We start from the raw sequence: 17085 nt of genomic DNA, 5'->3' as shown, positions 1-17085 counted from the left end.
TCCTCAGAGCTGGATCCAGGCTGTCTTCAGGTCGACATACTTGTCGAGCGCGTGCAGCGACTTGTCGTGGCCGTTGCCGGACTGCTTCATCCCCCCGAGCGGGACGGTCATGTCCGAGCCGCCATAGGTGTTCACATGGATGACACCGGAGCGGACACCGGAAATCATCCGGTGCGCCCGGCCGAGATCGGACGTCCAGATACCGGCGGCGAGACCATATTCGGTGCCGTTGGCGATCCGGATGGCCTCTTCCTCGTCCTTGAAGGCGGTTACGGCCAGTACGGGCCCGAACACTTCCTTCCGGGCAATCGTATCGCTCGGCTTGACCCCGCTCATGACGGTTGGAGCCATGTAGTAGCCGCCGGTCTCGGTCAGGATCCGCTCACCGCCGGTACGGCGCTCGGCACCTTCGGCTTCCGCGGTCTCCACGAATTTCAGGTCGGCCTCCAGCTGGGCCATCGAATGCACCGCACCGATCTGGCTGGAAAGATCCAGCGGATCGCCCACCTTGAAAGCTTCCGCTTCCCGGCAGATCGCGGCAACAAAATCGTCGTGAATGTCCTCCTGCACCAGGAGGCGCGAACCGGCGACACAGACCTGGCCGGAATTGCGGAAGATCCCCGCCGCCGACACCTTGGCAGCTTTCGCCAGATCAGCCGCATCGTTGAAGACGATGTTGGGGGACTTGCCGCCCAGCTCCAGATAACAGCGCTTCAGGTTGGATCTGGCGGAATATTCAAGAAGCCGCCGCCCTGTCGCACCGGAACCGGTGAAGACCAGGATGTCGACGTCCATGGAGAGGGCCAGGGCTTCGCCGACAACGGCACCGGGGCCGGTCACGACGTTGAAGACACCGTCCGGAACTCCTGCCTCCGACGCCAGTTCGGCAATCCTGAGCAGGCTGAGCGAGGCTGATTCCGCCGGTTTCAGCACGATGGAGTTCCCCGTGGCGAGCGCGGGAGCAATCTTCCAGGCGCCGATCATCAGCGGGAAGTTCCAGGGAACGATGGCCCCTACGACACCGACCGGTGCCCGGTGAACAAGCCCCAGCACATTGTCTGCCGTCGGCGCGATCTCGCCATAGATCTTGTCGAGTGCTTCGGCGTAGTACCGGAAGGTCCCGGCCGCGGACAAAGCCTCGGCCTTGAAGGCCATGTTGATCTCGGTGCCGTTGTCGCGCACGCCGAGAACCGCAAGCTCAAGCGCTTTCGCCTCGATCAGATCCGCCAGCTTCAACAATACCTTCTTGCGGTGGGCCGGGGCGGTTTTCGACCAGCGGCCATCCTCGAACGCCTTGCGCGCACCCTCAACCGCACCTCCCACATCGGCGGCCGTTCCGCTTGCGATCCTTGTCAGCGGTTTTCCGTCGATGGGGGAAAGCACATCCAGCGTCGCCCCCTCTCGGGACGCGGCAAAGGCGCCGTTCACAAAATGCCCCTGCTCGGCAACGGGCTGGTTGCGCAAAACGTCGATTGCGGCCTGGTCAAGCATCTTGGTTCCTACCCTTGCTGGGTTGAGGTTTCGGAAGTGTCCTCTTCCCGATCCCGTCGCGCCTTTTGCTCGCGAATGACCGTACGTACGTGCAGGACGAGAATGAGAATGATCGCTGTGAAGAGGATTGCGGCGATCGGCCTGTCGATGAAATCGAGCGGGGAATTCACCCGCGCCATGGCGCTGCGAAGTTTCACCTCCATGATCCCGCCAAGCACCATGCCGAGGATGATCGGCACAATGGGCAGGTTGAGACGCTTCAGCACCAGGCCGAAGACGCCGAAGCCGGCGGCGATCGCGCAGTCGGTCACCGAGTTGCGCAGCGAGAACACGCCGACAAAGGAGAGCGTCATGATCATCACGCCCAGGAAACGCGTCGGGATCTGAATGATCTTGAGCAGCATCCCCGTGGAGGACAGGAGGAAGATCAGGACGATGATATTCAGGAGGATCAGCGCCAGATAGAGCGCGACCACGAAGTCGAGTTGCCCCTGGAACAGCTGTGGCCCCGGGATGACGTTATGAACATAGAACACAGACAGCATCATTGCCGTCAGCGCTTCTCCGGGAATGCCGAGAGCAAGCAAAGGGATCATCGCCGCACCTGGAACCGCATTGTTGGCAGCTTCCGAAGCGATCAGCCCTTCCGGTGATCCCTTGCCGAAAAGGTCCGGGTCCTTCGAGGATTTCTGCGCATAGGTGTAGGACAGGAACTGGGCGGTGAATTCGCCCACGCCGGGGATCATGCCCATGAGAACACCGAAGCCGGAAGAAACGGTCGCCACCCGTTTGAACGCGAACAGCTCCTTGAGCCCGGCAAAGAGGTTGCCCTCGACCTTGGCCGATCCGGGTTGATGTTCCTTGTCGACCAGCAGCAGCAACGCTTGCGAGATCGCAAAGAGACCGAGCACCACCACGATGAGATCGACACCGGAGGTGAGCCAGCTCTGGTCGAAGGTGAAGCGCTTGGTGTATTTGGCAGGCTCCAGGCCGATGGTGCTGAGGAAGATGCCGAAACAGGCCAGCATGCCGGCGGCAAAAACCTGTCCGCGGTGCGCAACCACAACCAGGATGATGCCCATCAACGCGGCCAGGAAGATCTCGCGACTGCCGAAATGCGGTGCGATCATCGCCAGAACCGGCGAGAGGACGATCAGGCACAGGATCGAAAACATGCCGCCGAAGAAAGAAGCCGAATAGGCGAGAGACAGCGCCCGATGCCCCTGCCCCTTCTTGGTCATGGGGTAGCCGTCATAGGTGGTCAGCGCATTGACCGCCGTACCCGGTGTGTTGATCAGCACCGCCGGAATGGCGCCGCCATACATGGATGAGCCATAGACGCCGAGCAGCAGGGTCAAGCCGACGATAGGCTCGAAGGAAAAGGTTGCCGGCAGCAGGATTGCGATGGCGACGGCAGCTCCGACACCAGGAATTGCGCCGATGATGACACCACCGATGGAGCCGATCACCAGGGCCGCAAGAACGTCCCATTGGGCAAGCATGGACAGGCTGGAGAGGATCAGTTCCATTCTCGCCTCACAGATAGGTCAGGGCAAAGGCGCGGATGCCGTCAGGCAGCGCCTCGTAGATATGGCCGGCGGGAACCTTGACCTGCAAAAACGCGCGGAAGATCACCACCACAGAAATGCTGAAGGCAACAGCGGCACCCAGGTTGAGAGGCGTTGCCTCGCCAATCCGGACACACAGAAACAAGGTGAAGGCGAGTGTTGCCGGCAGGTAGCCGATTTGCGGCACCAGGAGCACGTAGATCAGGAAATAGGCCACGAACTCGAACGACTTCAGCCAGAAGCCGACCTCGCGCCATCGGCCCGGAATGCGCTTGGAGCAAAGCGAGCCTATGAAATGCAGGCTGGCGAACAGCACCATGCCGCCGATAGCGACTGTGGGCCAGAACCTTGGCTGTGCAAACCACTTGGTCCGCTTGGCCCAGACCGTCTCACCCGGGATCTGCGACAGAAGAAATAGGGAAAATGCCAGGAACAGGATTGCAAACACGATGTCGCCGGGCCGGCGATAGCGTTTGAACAGTTCCTGCAGCGTCTTGATGCGCGCCAAGCCGAACCCTCCTTGGAACCCGAAAGCAACCGGCCGGCGCGAGATGCGCCGGCCGAAATAGTCGCCTTATTGTTCGATCAGCTCGGAGATTTTCTGAAGCGCCGCCGCATCAGCCTCGATCTGCTGTTCGGACTGAACCGGGTCCTGCCAGTAGATCAGGACGCCGGTCTGGCCGATCAGCTCGAGCGCCTGCGGCGACTTGAGCGCAGCTTGCGCAGCTTCGGAAATCTTGATCCGCGCATCTTCGGGAACGTCCTTGTGAACGAACAGCCCGTTCCACAGCGCAACCGACAGATCCGGGTTGATTTCCTGCATGGTCTGCACGTTCGGCGTCAGGGACGTCCGTTCCTTGCCGATGCTGGCCAGGATCTTGACCTCGCCGAGGCATGGCTGGATCTGCTGCAGTGTCGTGTTGATGACGTCGACATCGCCGGAGGCCAGCGTGTTGCAGTTCAGCTCGTCAAAAGCTGCTTCGCTGGCAAAGTCGAAGCCGGAGGTCTTGGCGGCAGCGAAGGTGATCTGGGTGGGCGGCAGGAACGAACCGAAATGGCCGAGAGCGATCTCGTTTTCCTTGGCGTAATCAGCCAGCTCCGCCCACGTGGCGTAGGGCGCGTCTGCGCCAGCGGCAATCACGAACGGATAGGTCATGAAAATGCCGATCGGCTCGAACGGGTTCGGCGAAAGTTCGGGAATTCCGATCTGCGGACCACCAATCGGCACGTCGGTAACGAAAGAGCCGACCGTATAACCGTCGGCAGGCGCTGTCGCGACTTCCACTGCACCAGGGAACGGACCACCGCCGCCACCCGGCTTGTTCACGACCGCTGCCGGCACGCCGTACATTTCCTGGAATTTGTCCGCGATCAGACGGGTCAGCACGTCTTCCAGGTCGCCCGGAGGCCACGGAACGATGAACGATACAGGCTTTTCCGGATATTCAGCCAGAGCGGCCGTTGCCGACATCAATGTCGCGGCCGTCAGCGCGATCACTTGCTTCTTCATTTCAACAGTCCCTTTTCTGGTCAGGTGACAGCCGGACTTTGCGCCGGTCTTGGTCATTTTTTATTTGCTTTGTTAATTATTGTGATCTTAAATAATGAGATGTCAACCTTCAATCGAAGCGCTGACGCTTTTGTTTACCTCGCAAAACGGTTCAAATAACAAACCATCGGTTTAAAAATATATTGTTTCAAATGAAACTACATGTCAACATCGTCCCGTCAAATGCCGGAGCTTCAATCCGGCGCCTGCGGGAAAGGAACTGCTGAAGCATGGGCACGATCACAAAAGCGCTGAGCCTGCTGAACCACTTTTCCGCCAGCCGTTCGGAAATCGGCCTGACCGAGTTCCGCAACCTTTCGGGCCAGGACAAGGCAACGGTTCACCGGCATCTGACCGAACTCACAGCCAACGGTTTTCTGGAGCAGAACCCGGGCACCAAAGGCTATCGCCTGGGGCCGGCCATCCTGCGTCTTGCGGCAGTCCGCGAACGACTGTTCCCGGCAAGAAGGCTTGTCGCTCCACTGGTGGAACAGTTGGCTGGAGAACTCGGGGAGCTGGTTCATGTCTCCTTGCGGGAAGGCAATCACCTGTCACCGCTCTATCATCATGACGCACTCATTCACGGCACGCGGGTCTATTTCGACGAAGCTGAATTGTTGCCGCTACACGCAACTGCCTCCGGTCTCGCCATGCTGGCCTTCGGTCCGATCGATCTGCTGCCGAAGCTTCTGAAGACGAAGCTCAAACCCTCCACCGGCTACACGATCACCGATACCGAGCTTTTGAAACAGACAGTCGAACAGGTTCGAAACGACGGTATTGCCTTTATCGACCAGGGATTTGAAGAGCACGTCTCTTCCTTTGCCTCGCCGATCTTCGGCGACTTGCCAGAGGCAGTCGGCACCATAGCCGTTGCCGCCCCTACCGTTCGCATGACCAATGAGTTGAAAGCAAAAATCCGAATTTCCCTGCCGATCGCGGCGACGGAAGTCACTGAAAAACTCGGCGGCGTTGTCCCGGTCGATTTGAGAAGGATCTGGCGCGATGCCGCATGACCCGAAGGCTCTGGTGCTCGATTTCGGCGGGGTTGTCACTCGCACGATGTTCGAGACCCACGACCTGACCGAACAGGCCCTCGGGCTCGCCCCCGGCAGCCTGACCTGGCGCGGCCCGTTTGATCCGGCAACCGACAGTCTTTGGCAGGCAATGCAGCGGGACGAGATTTCCGAACGCGACTACTGGCACCGGCGCACGCAGGAAATTGCCGAATTGACCGGGAACGAGTGGACGGAAATGGCCCAGTTCGTGAAGGCTGCGCGCGGCGCTGATCCCGATGCCGTCATGCGCCCGGAAGCCCTGGCCGCAATCGACATTGCCCGGCAGGCAGGCTGCAAGCTTGCGATCCTGTCCAATGAGCTGGACCTTTTCTACGGTGCAGACTTCAGGAAAAAGCTCGCTTTTATGGATGATTTCGACGTCATCGTCGATGCCACCTACACCAGGATCCTGAAGCCGGATCCGCGTGCATATCAGCTATGCCTGGACGAACTCGGCCTGCCCGCGTCCGCCTGCGTCTTTGTCGACGATCAGCTGCGCAACATTCGCGGCGCGGAGACGGCCGGTCTGCAGACGGTTCACTTCGACGTTCTTTCCCCCCGATCTTCCTATGACCAGGCACTTTCGTTGCTCGGCCTGCCAAGTTTACTCCAAGGAGACATGACATGAAGGATTCCAACTTCCTGAAGGAAAACAACGCCCGCCATGTCTGGCATCCGATGGCTCATCCGGCCGACAGCCAGACCAATCTGCCGACGATCCTGACAGGTGGTCGCGATGTTTTCATCACCGATGTCGACGGGCACGAAGTTCTTGATGCCGTCGGCGGGCTGTGGAACGTCAACCTCGGCTACTCCTGCGAACCGGTGAAACAGGCAATCTCCGACCAGCTGAACGCCCTGCCCTACTACTCGATCTTTCGCGGCACCTCGAACGACAAGGTGATCGAGCTTTCCTACGAACTGGCCGATTTCTTCGCCCCGGACGGGCTGACGCGCGCCTTCTTCACTTCCGGCGGCTCGGATTCGGTCGAAGTCGCCCTCAAGCTCGCCCGCCAGTATCACCGCATTCGCGGCGAAGCCGGCCGCACCAAGTTTCTCAGCCTGAAGAAAGGCTATCACGGCACCCATTTCGGCGGCGCCAGCGTCAATGGCAACGGCAAGTTCCGCAACGCTTACGAGCCTCTGCTGCCGGGCTGCTTCCACATTCCGGCTCCCTACACCTACCGCAATCCGTTCAACGAGAGCGATCCGGCGAAACTTGCCCAGCTCTGTGCAGCCGCCCTCGAAGACGAGATCGCCTTCCAGGGAGCCGGCACCATTGCCGCCTTCATCATGGAGCCCGTCCTCGGCGCCGGCGGTGTCATGCCTCCCCATCCGAGCTTCATGCCGATGGTGCGCGAGATCTGTGACCGCAACGGCATCCTGCTGATCTCCGACGAGGTCATCACCGCCTTCGGTCGCACCGGCAGCGAGAGCGGCGCACGCCACTGGGGCGTCCAGCCGGACTTCATGTGCACGGCAAAAGCCATCACAAACGGCTATTTCCCGTTCGGTGCGTTGATGATCGCCGGGCATGTGGCCGAAGTCTTTGAAAAGGACACCAGCGGGATCGCGTCCATCGATACCGGCTACACCTATTCCGGCCACCCTGTCGGCGCGGCAGCCGCACTGGCTGCCCTCGCAGAGATCCGACGTTTGAAGGTCCACGAAAACGCCGCCGCACGCGGCAAGGAACTTCTTGGTGGCCTGAAGGGGCTCCAGGAACGTTTCGAGGTGATCGGCGACGTGCGCGGCGAAGGACTGATGTGCGCCATCGAACTCGTCTCCGACCGCGCCAGCAAGAAACCTTCGGCAAAGGATGTCCCGCTGAAGCTGCAGCAGGCCGCCTACGAGGACGGCGTCATGATCCGGGTCTCCGGAAACAATGCCATCTTCTCGCCGCCGCTGATCGTGAACTCGGACAACGTGACGAAAATCCTGTCGGCGGTCGAGACCGGACTGAAAGCCGTTTCCGGCTAATCCCTCGGAAGCATTTCCGTAACACGCAAGCCTCAACGGCTGGCACCACCACGTTCCCCTGAAGCCCTCTCAAGACCTCGAGGGCTTCGGATCCTCTACAGGCCACTTGCCATCAGAAACCAGCACGCGGCGCGCAAACAGCCAAAGGGATTTGCGCGCCCTGGCTCTTCTGTTTGTCCCAACAGCAAGCCGCCCCCCCAATTTGAGGTCGAATTTCCCTAACGTTTTCAACCGCTGCGCGACATTTCTGGCCGCCGCGTATCAAGTTTCGAAAAATTCGATCACAAATTCAGGCAGGCAAAACGCTCAATTCTCGAGCCTGAACTCAAATTAGCCAAGTCCGCCTAATTTGTCGGCAATCTGAATAGTTAAATCAAACAAGACAAAATTTTATCTCAAACAGATTTCACCAGGAATTTCGCGACATCGCCTCGGGACATTTCGACACAAACAGTAAAAATCGAAAAACACGACAAATGCTGCAGCGCAACAATACACGCAAGCACACCACCTTGACTTGCATTTTTCAAATTCAGCGAAAACCATCCCCTGAACACAACCCGATGATCTTAATGTATTCATCGATATATCTCATTTAATACTGAAGCATATTCTATAATTATCTTAGAGTTATAAATTAACCAAGACTGTAGTTGCTTTAAAATTGATGCAATTGCACTAGAGCAACGACATGAAGTTTCCGGTATAAAAGGTTTAATAATTTATTAACCCCCTAAGAAACCAATCGATCGATTTAGATAAAATTCAATTTCAGAGAATGAATCGAGCCAGAACTTAGATCGTCGCCACGAATAAAATCCATTTCTACCTGGGAGCAAAAAATGTATTTTGCAGGAAGGGACTTTAACGAAAGTGTTTTATACGGTGGCCAGACAAAAGAACGCCGCAACCGAAGCAATTTAGACTTTCCGTATGCACTGGCCAAACGATTTGAATTTCTTCTCTTCAGCATCTTTGTTCTGGATGCAAGAAGGAAGAAGATCGAGATTTGCTATACAATTGATGACAATCGTCAAGCCTGGGAAGCCGAACATCTTCTTGGGAACGAAATAGACACGTTCTCCCAAGTAAAAGCCAACTCCTGCACCCCCGTTACACACGACACCGAGATCCTGCATTGCACCGCAACAACACCGGATGGTTTGTCGCGCGATACAACCCTTGAAACCAACCGTGCGGCTGTTCTCATGGTCGAACTGGGAATGGGTTTGCAGCTCTATCTTGCCGCCCACGTTCCAGTCGGCTTTTCAGACAGTCTTTTCCAAGGTGTTGTTGCTTATGCGGATGACATCTTCGGCGGCTTCGAGGCCTATGCCGAGGATCTCGTTTACGGGCGGAACCGCACTGAACTGACAAGCGCGCAATACTGGATCAAACACATCAAGTCTCCAGCGCTTGTGTTCTTCGGCAACGGCTCAGTCCTTGTCAAAAACCCGGCGATGGAAAAGGTGCTGCAGAAAGGCGGCGATCTTCGCCTCATCGACGGCAGGATCCAGGCACCTTTGAGCCTGGCACCGTTTTTTGCCCGCAACTCTCGCGACTTGCCCGTCGATGCCCCGGCAAACACCGGATCAACTCGGCAGGAACGGGCACGGGTCATGAGCATTGCCGGTGGCCCCCGCTACTTTGTGGAGGCCATCCCGTCCCAGGTGTCCGACGAGGAAACCCGGGATCCCGTCAGATCCTATTTCCGCAAGAAGGTCCTGATCACCGCGGACACCGCCTCCAACGAGGTAAGCGCCGAGACGATCAAAGCCGCCACCGGGGTCACGCATCAGCAGGCGCGCATCATCAAGAAAATAATAGACGGCAAAACCGTAAGACAAGCCGCCGAGGAAATCGGGATCAGCTACAACACTGCAAGAAATCACCTTGCGATGGCACAGCAAAGAACCGCAACAAGCTCACAAATAGAGCTCGTCAACTCGGTGACAAAAGCAATTCAAATAGCACCAGACCAATAACGTACAAAGTACAGGAACTTAGGCTATGCTGAACTTACTTTTATACGTATTCGCGACGATAGCGACCATCGCTACATTTTTCATCGTCACGCTGCCGCTTTCGGTTGAAGTTCAACTCTTTCTCGGCCTCTTCGTTCTGGTCGCCATGCAATTCACGAAGGTCTTGCCGGGCACTCTGGGACGCGTCACGTTTCTGACGCTCGGAGGGTTGCTCGTCGGCCGTTACGTTTACTGGCGCGTGACACAGACGGTTCCGCCGATCGAGAACTTTTACGACTTCGTTCCCGGCGTCCTGCTGCTTGTTGCTGAGCTCTTCTGCATCTTGATGTTCTTCCTGTCGGCGCTCATCGTCTCCGACCGTTATGAGCGTCCCCGCAAAGTGCAGAACTCAGACGCCGATGCTCCGACCGTCGACGTGTTCATTCCCAGCTACAACGAGGATCCGGGCCTCGTCGCCTGCACCATCGCCGCCGCCAAGAACATGGACTATCCGAAGGACAAGTTCCGTGTGTTCCTCCTGGACGATGGCGCAACGCTTCAGAAGCTGAATTCCACGGACCAGAAGGCCGCCCTTTCCGCCTATGAGCGCAGCCAGGAATTCAAGCGGATCTGCGAAGATCTCGGTGCGACATATCTTGCTCGTGAACGCAACGAACATGCCAAGGCCGGAAACCTCAACTACGGCCTGTCGCGGTCGGAAGGTGATCTCGTGGTGGTCTTCGACGCCGATCACGCACCGTCACGGGAGTTCCTGCGCGAAACCGTCGCCTACTTCAAGGACCCCGAACTGTTTCTGGTTCAGACGCCGCACTTCTTCCTCAATCCGGATCCGATCGAGCGCAATCTGCGCACCTACAACATCATGCCCTCGGAGAACGACATGTTCTACGGCATGATCCAGAAGGGCCTCGACAAATGGGACGCCACCTTCTTCTGCGGCTCCGGCGCCGTCCTGCGGCGTGCAGCCCTCAATGAAGTCGGCGGTTTCTCGGGCGTCTCGATCACGGAAGACTGCGAAACCGCTCTCGAGCTGCATTCGCGCGGCTGGAAGAGCGCCTATGTCGATCGTCCGATGATCGCCGGCCTGCAGCCTGACACTCTCGCCTCGTTCATCGGCCAGCGGTCTCGCTGGTGCCGGGGCATGCTGCAGATCCTGATGCTCAAGAACCCGATGTTCAAGCCGGGCCTGAGCTTCATGCAGCGCGTCGCCTACATGTCCAGCGCCATGTTCTGGCTGTTCCCGTTCCCGCGGCTGGTGTTCCTGCTGGCGCCGTTGATGTTCATCCTCTTCAACATGAAGATCTACATCGCCTCGCCGCAGGAATTCCTGGCCTACACGATGACCTACATCCTTGCGGTGGTGACGATCCAGTCCGGCCTCTATGGCAAGCTCAGGTGGCCCTGGATCTCCGAACTCTACGAGTACATCCAGTCAATCTACCTGTTCCCGGCGATCTTCTCCGTGCTGATGAACCCGCGTGCGCCGAAGTTCAACGTCACGACCAAGGGTGAAACACTCGAAGAAGAACAGCTGTCAGTCATCGCATGGCCCTACATCATCGTCTTCGCGGTCATGCTCCTCACGACCGGCGTGCTGGCCTGGCGGCTGCAGAACGACACCGGCCAGACTGCCCTGCTTGGTGTTGTCGGCATCTGGCATGTCTTCAACCTGATCATTGCCGGTGCAGCCCTCGGCGCCATCCTGGAACGGAAGGAAGTCAGAACCGCACCGCGTATCCGGGTCCATCGCAAGGCGACGCTCCGCCTTCGTGACGAGACCATCCCCGTCAATCTGGTGGAATCCAACACCAACGGCCTGCTCCTTCAGCTTGAAAGAGCACCAGCTTGGGGGAACGTGCTCGGCGACAACGGCCACCTGACATTCCATCCCCGTCAATCTCTGGACCGGTCCGCCGATGCAACGCCGGAACCTGACGCCGCGCTTGCCGAAACAGGCATCAACATTCGTGTCGCCTCCCAGCGGGCCGGCTCGAAGGGAATTCTGATCGGCGCCGCCTATCTCGACACCGTCGCAACGCGAGCGATCGTTTCCAGCGACGTGATGTTTGCCGACCTGACAATACCGAGAGCCCTGCACAACAGGAAGCTGACGGGATCCTCGGTCGTCGCGGGCATGATGCGCCTGACCAGATGGGCACTTTACTACGGCATTCGCGTCCCGGTCCTCGGCCTCATGACAGCCCTGCGGTCCGGCCTGAAACGCAAGCCGGCACCTGTCGAACAGGACCTGCCTGAATCCGTCCTCGCACCTGCAGAATGAGGATTGAAGCAATGAAAACTCTGTATCACCTCAAAGCCGCAACCTGCCTCAAGGCAGCGCTTGTCGCCTCAACCTTGATTGCTCTGCCTGTTTCGGCAGTTGCCCAGCAGCTCGACGTATCGGTGCTCGACACCAAGACCGAAGACCGCAGCACCATCCGCCGCCTGACGGCAACCGCCGACCAGCTCCGGATGGAAGGCGAACAGGCAGAAATCCGGCTGGCCGTCTACGCTCCCCGGGACGAGGTCCTTCTCTATCGCAAGCTGCAAGTGGACTACCTGACCGCGGTTTCGACCGCCCCGGAACATTCCAGCATGAGCATCATGGTCAACGGTCAGCCAGTTGGCGACATTGAACTCAACGCAGGCGCTCAAAGCTCCATGCGCAGCTTCGATCTCCCTCCCGGATTGATGGTCGAGGGGTTCAACGAAATCCGGTTCGTCGCGAAACACAAGCACCGTGTGGACTGCACGATCCCCGCCACCTATGAACTGTGGACGGTGCTGAACCCGGCAAACACGGGTATCGTGTTCGATCCGGGCCCGGACAACTCACCGAAGGTGTCGGCCAGCCTTGAACTGCTGCGCGCGGTCCCGAACGACAAGAGCGGCGCCACCAACATGCGCCTGCTGCAACTGGGTACGGCGAGCGCCGGAAATCTGGACCGGGCCCTGGCAGTTGCACAGACTGTCGCGGCTTTCGGGAAATATCATAACCCGGACATCCAGATCAGGAACGAGCCTGGCAACGATGCCGGCCTGGATATCATTGTCGGCACTCGGGCCGAGCTTTCGCACGCAGGCTTTGCCGTTGGCGACACCGGCTCGGAAATCCCCGGCCTTGCTATCGTCCACCGACCGGATACAGGCAGGGTTTCCCTGTTTCTCGCGGCAGAGAACCGCCCGGCTCTGGACAAGTCCATCGAGGCCTTCAAACAGGCCCTGCAGGCCAAGCCGATGCTGGGAAGCCGCCGGGGTATTGCCGCCTTCGAAAACAAGTTCGGTTACGAGATCGAACCCGGCGAAACGGTTTCCCTGGCAAAGATCGGCGTCAGCAGCAAACGCTTTGACGGCCGGCTTCTCCGGCAGGACTTCTCGATCCGCCTGCCGGACGACTACTTCGTCGGAGACTATGGCAAGGCCAAACTCAGCCTGAACATCGATGCGCTGGCAAACCTGTCCAATGCCAACCGGCTGCAGGTCTTCGCCAATGGAGCCGCACTTGCGTCTGCGGAACTGACGCGTGACGGCATTTCTTCCCGCAATCCACTCGATATCCCTCTTGGCGGCTTCTCGCCCGGCTTCAACGACCTGCGCATCGAAGTGTCTTCCCTGACAGAAGATGATGCCAGCTGCGACGTCGCGACCGGCCTCAACGGCGACCGGCTGTCGCTTGATGCGGACACATCGACGATCGAGTTCGATGCACTTGCCAGAATGCGCGTGACACCGAGCCTGTCTCCTTCCGACCTTCTGCCGAAAAATCCTGCAGAAAACCGGCCGACCACCATTCAGGTGCTTGCCGACGACCCGAAAAGCCTGGAGGCCGCTGCACAGCTTGCCGTGGCAACGGCAGCAATCACACAGCAGGTCCGGCCGATCGCCATCACGACGGCCTCCGCCTCGGTCGGCAATCAGCCAGGCCTGATTGTTGCCCCGGTCAATCGCCTGTCGGGCATGGCCAAGGAAGCCTATCTGGACACGCTCGACCCGGAAAGAACGCAAGGCTCGCGCAGTCAGGTGGGCCGCTTTTTCGGGCTGAAGTCTGTTGACGAAAACGACACCAGCCTGATGGCAAGCATCCAGCGATACGCCGGATCCGCCTGGCGCAGCGTCGGCTTCAAGCTCAATTCCGAAGTTCCGTCCGACCGCAGCTTCGCGCTGCAGGGCAACAGCATCCTGATCGCACAGCGCACCAAGACGCTGACATCCAAGGAAAGCTGGGTTGCCTTCATGGGAGCCCCGGTCAAGCAGGACACCTGGACCGTCGTGACCGGCCTGACGAGTGACGACATCAAGGCCAGCACGGAAACGATGCTGCGCGAAGGCAGGCTTGCCTGGCTCACCGGCGACACATCGCTCTATAACGCGACCACCAACCGGTTTGCGTCCGAACGCCTGTCCGATCCGAACTACTTTGCCTCGCTGGCAAACCCGTCCGAGTTCAGGAACAGCCGGCTGGTCGTGGCAGGATTGGTCTCGCACAACATGCTCGACTTCGTCGTGTTCATGCTGGCGTTCTGCCTGATCCTCGGCTTCAGCTACTACGTCTTCCTCAAACGGTCCGGACGCTGACATGCTGAGGCTTTGCATGACAACCGGCATGGCACTTTTCCTGTCGCTTGCTCCCGCTCACGCCGAACCGGTGTTCGGCGCCAGCGCGCGCAGCAAGGAAGCCGTGTCGCTCTGGCTGGGGTCGGCGTGGCGGGACTATACGAGCCGCCACATGACCCAGGAAGGAGCCGTCATCGACGATGCCAATGAAGGCATCAGTCACAGCGAAGGCCAGGGTTACGGCATGGTTCTGGCCGTCGCGGTGGATGACCGCGAGACCTTCAAGCTGATCCGCGACTACACCTACGAGAACCTGCAGGTGCGCAAGGATCACCTGTTTGCCTGGAAGGTGCTGCACACGCCGGAAGGTCCCAATGTCGCCGACACCAACAACGCGACGGACGGGGACCTGCTGATCGCCTGGGCGCTGATCGAGGCCTACAAGAGCTGGGGAGATCCTGAAGACCTTGCCTCGGCAAAGGTCGTTCTGGCGGATATCGCCGCAACGCTTCTTCAGCAAACCGCCCTCGGACCGGTTCTTGTTCCCGGCAGTGAAGGGTTCGTCTCCGGCGATCATCAGACCGTCACGGTCAACCCCTCCTACTGGGTCTATCCGGCCCTCGAAACCATTGCCGAGTTCGATACGTCCGCGAACTGGGGCGAAGTTGCGGTTGTCGGAGAGGACGTCCTGGACCTTTCCCAGAGGGCTCCAAGCTACCTGCCACCGGATTGGGTCGATATCGGCGGCCTCAAGCTGGTTCCTTCGGATAAGTTCACACCTGAATTCGGCTACAATGCCATCCGGGTTCCGCTCTATCTCGCACTGTCCAGAAATGCCCTGCGCGTGAAAAAGGCGGCGGACTTTTCAACGCTACGCGGCTTTGCCGATCCCCGCGGCCCATCGGTTACGCAGATCGTCACGGGCGAGCCGAAGAGTGTCATGGGCGGCATCGGTTTTCGCGCAATTGCCGCCCTGACCAGATGCATGGACAAGGTCGAGCCATTCCCGTCCGAACTGCTGCAGATCGGCACCGACGACTATTACTCCACAACACTTCAGATCTTCACGATTCTCGCAATTGCAGAGAGGTATCCGCAATGTCTTTCACCAGAATGGTAATTGCCTCCTTCGCGCTGGCGTTTGCGACCAACGGTTCCCTGGCGCAATCCGCTCCGTGGGAAGCCGCGCCGCAACAACAACTGCCCGGCGGCTCTCCGTTTGTCCTGCAGGCACCTGAAACCGGTGTTTTGCCGGTCCAGCAGGCCAATGTTTCGCCTTTCGCGCTTTCGGTCACCCAGCCAGGAGCCGCACAGTCCGCCGCCCCGGCAGCCCCCGCGACTGCCAAGGTCGATGAAACGGCTCTGCGCTACTACGCACAAAATGGCGAGATCGGCCGTGTGTCTGCGGAAATCAAGCGGCTGAAGTCCCTTCATCCGGACTGGCAACCGCCGGAAAACATTTACGACCGCAACCGGATCGAGGTGAACGAACAACCGCTCTGGGATCTTTTCGCCACCGGCCGGACCCAGGAGCTCTACGCCAAGATCCGGGAATACATAAATCTCTACCCGGGCTATGAGCCTTCAGCCGAATTGCGCCGACAGATCATCAATGCCGAAGCGCGAAAGACCCTCATTCAGGCGTCCGAACTGGGCAACGCCCAGGAGGTCATCAAGATCGCGGTGAAGAACTCCGATCTTCTGACCTGCCAGGAAATCGACATTATCTGGCGGACAGCCAGGGCTCTCAACGAGACCGGTCAGGACGTCAAGGCGCTCGAAGCCTACAAGTACATCCTTGCCAACTGCGCCAATGAGGACGAACGCAAGGCCACCGTGCAAAAGGCTGCCGAAGTGCTGCCGCGCAACGCGGTGGAGCAGCTTGTCGCCTACGGCAGAACCGGATTGGACGGTCGCTCGGAATTCAACGAAATCTACCTGGACCTGTTGCGTGGTGAAGTTGGCGAAGGCGCCACCGATCCCGCCATGCTGGTCGACAAATCGGATCTGGACGCACTCGCCAATTCGGCTGCAAAACTCCAGAACCCGAACGATGCCGAACTTCTTGGCTGGTATTACTATTCCCGCGAAGAGTTCAAGACCGCCACCAAATGGTTCCAGACAGCCTACAAGCTTCGCCCCTCGCCAAAGGCCATCGAAGGCATGGTCGTCTCCATGAAGGAAGATGGCGAATACGAGGAAGCCGAGGAACTTGCCTACAAGAACCGGCGCAAGGATCCGCTCATCCTCAAGGCATATCTGGAAGTCGTTTCGATCCAGCTTCTGGAAGGCTACGGCACCGAGATGGATTTCAAGCGCCTGTCGAGATTTGCGAACGTCGTCCAGGATGCGCAATCGCCGATTGCCGCCCAGGTGTTCGGCTGGCATTTCTACAACATGCTTGAACTCGATGAAGCTGAAATCTGGTTTGCCAAGTCGATGAAGTTCCAGCCGAACGAATCCGCGGCCGTCGGCCAGATCGTGGTTGCTCAGCGCAAGAAGCAGAAAGCCCGCGAACGACAGTTGATCGCGCAATGGTCAACCAAATTCCCGGCGATCAAGACCCTCGGCGGCGCACAGCTTGCGTCCGCTTCCGAAGAACGCAGCCGCTCCTCTGGCGGATCGCGCTCCCCCGGGTCTTCCTACCTGCGCTCTGCCGAACAGGAGATCAGCACCGGAGATTATGCAGGCGCTCTGCCGTACCTTGAAAGAAACGCAATGAGCGGGCGTGAAAGCCGCAAGGCAAAACTGCTTCGGGCCTGGGCGCTGTATCACACGGGCCGGTCGAAAGAGGCGCACAAGCTCTTCGCGGAAGCCGACAAGGCGGGATCCACGACCGAAACCCGCCAGGGCAAGTGGTTCTCCGAAAAGAAGATGTACCGCTACAACTAAAACAACTG

12 protein-coding genes are annotated in these 17085 nt (G+C 58.8%); 8 read left to right on the top strand and 4 right to left on the bottom strand.

Annotated features, from left to right (window positions below):
* Positions 1–3: 3 nt before the first annotated feature.
* The 4 genes from ACYQ6M_RS02805 to ACYQ6M_RS02790 form a co-directional block, all read right to left on the bottom strand.
* Complete coding sequence (locus ACYQ6M_RS02805; protein WP_460072012.1) at positions 4–1491, bottom strand: aldehyde dehydrogenase; 1488 nt, start codon at positions 1489–1491, stop codon at positions 4–6.
* A gap of 8 nt (positions 1492–1499) precedes the next feature.
* Positions 1500–3020, bottom strand: a complete 1521-nt coding sequence (locus tag ACYQ6M_RS02800) for a tripartite tricarboxylate transporter permease (protein WP_460072010.1) — start codon at positions 3018–3020, stop codon at positions 1500–1502.
* Between the two features lie 7 nt (positions 3021–3027).
* Complete coding sequence (locus ACYQ6M_RS02795) at positions 3028–3567, bottom strand: tripartite tricarboxylate transporter TctB family protein (protein WP_055656045.1); 540 nt, start codon at positions 3565–3567, stop codon at positions 3028–3030.
* A gap of 66 nt (positions 3568–3633) precedes the next feature.
* The gene (locus ACYQ6M_RS02790; RefSeq protein ID WP_031270417.1) at positions 3634–4569 is read right to left on the bottom strand and encodes a tripartite tricarboxylate transporter substrate binding protein; all 936 of its coding nucleotides are present in this window, start codon (positions 4567–4569) and stop codon (positions 3634–3636) included.
* A 269-nt stretch (positions 4570–4838) separates the two neighbouring features.
* On the opposite strand from ACYQ6M_RS02790, the gene ACYQ6M_RS02785 reads away from it, so the two are divergent.
* The 8 genes from ACYQ6M_RS02785 to ACYQ6M_RS02750 all read left to right on the top strand — a co-directional run bounded on the left by ACYQ6M_RS02785 (position 4839) and on the right by ACYQ6M_RS02750 (position 17077).
* Positions 4839–5624 (top strand): IclR family transcriptional regulator, encoded by a 786-nt coding sequence (locus ACYQ6M_RS02785; RefSeq protein WP_460072007.1) that lies wholly within the window; start codon positions 4839–4841, stop codon positions 5622–5624.
* Positions 5614–6294, top strand: coding sequence for an HAD-IA family hydrolase (locus tag ACYQ6M_RS02780; RefSeq protein ID WP_460072005.1), 681 nt, complete (start codon positions 5614–5616; stop codon positions 6292–6294). Before ACYQ6M_RS02785 ends, ACYQ6M_RS02780 begins: the two co-directional genes overlap by 11 nt.
* Positions 6291–7646: an aminotransferase class III-fold pyridoxal phosphate-dependent enzyme gene (locus ACYQ6M_RS02775; RefSeq protein ID WP_460072003.1), complete on the top strand. Its 1356-nt coding sequence runs from the start codon at positions 6291–6293 to the stop codon at positions 7644–7646. The genes ACYQ6M_RS02780 and ACYQ6M_RS02775 overlap by 4 nt, the downstream gene beginning before the upstream one ends.
* Before the next feature lie 842 nt (positions 7647–8488).
* On the top strand, positions 8489–9631 hold the full coding sequence (locus tag ACYQ6M_RS02770; protein WP_168684975.1) for a helix-turn-helix transcriptional regulator: 1143 nt from the start codon (positions 8489–8491) through the stop codon (positions 9629–9631).
* A gap of 25 nt (positions 9632–9656) precedes the next feature.
* Complete coding sequence (gene bcsA / locus ACYQ6M_RS02765; protein ID WP_460072000.1) at positions 9657–11912, top strand: UDP-forming cellulose synthase catalytic subunit; 2256 nt, start codon at positions 9657–9659, stop codon at positions 11910–11912.
* An 11-nt stretch (positions 11913–11923) separates the two neighbouring features.
* Entirely contained in the window at positions 11924–14206 is a 2283-nt protein-coding gene (locus ACYQ6M_RS02760) for a cellulose biosynthesis cyclic di-GMP-binding regulatory protein BcsB (protein ID WP_460071998.1), read from the top strand.
* A 1-nt stretch (position 14207) separates the two neighbouring features.
* Positions 14208–15305 carry a glycosyl hydrolase family 8 gene (locus ACYQ6M_RS02755; RefSeq protein ID WP_460071996.1) on the top strand — a complete coding sequence of 366 codons (1098 nt, stop codon included), beginning with the start codon at positions 14208–14210 and terminating at the stop codon, positions 15303–15305.
* Positions 15284–17077 (top strand): hypothetical protein, encoded by a 1794-nt coding sequence (locus tag ACYQ6M_RS02750; protein ID WP_460071994.1) that lies wholly within the window; start codon positions 15284–15286, stop codon positions 17075–17077. The genes ACYQ6M_RS02755 and ACYQ6M_RS02750 overlap by 22 nt, the downstream gene beginning before the upstream one ends.
* Positions 17078–17085 lie beyond the last annotated feature (8 nt).

The organism is Roseibium sp. ROS1 (assembly GCF_054658215.1).
This window is presented reverse-complemented; position numbering and strand designations above follow the sequence as displayed.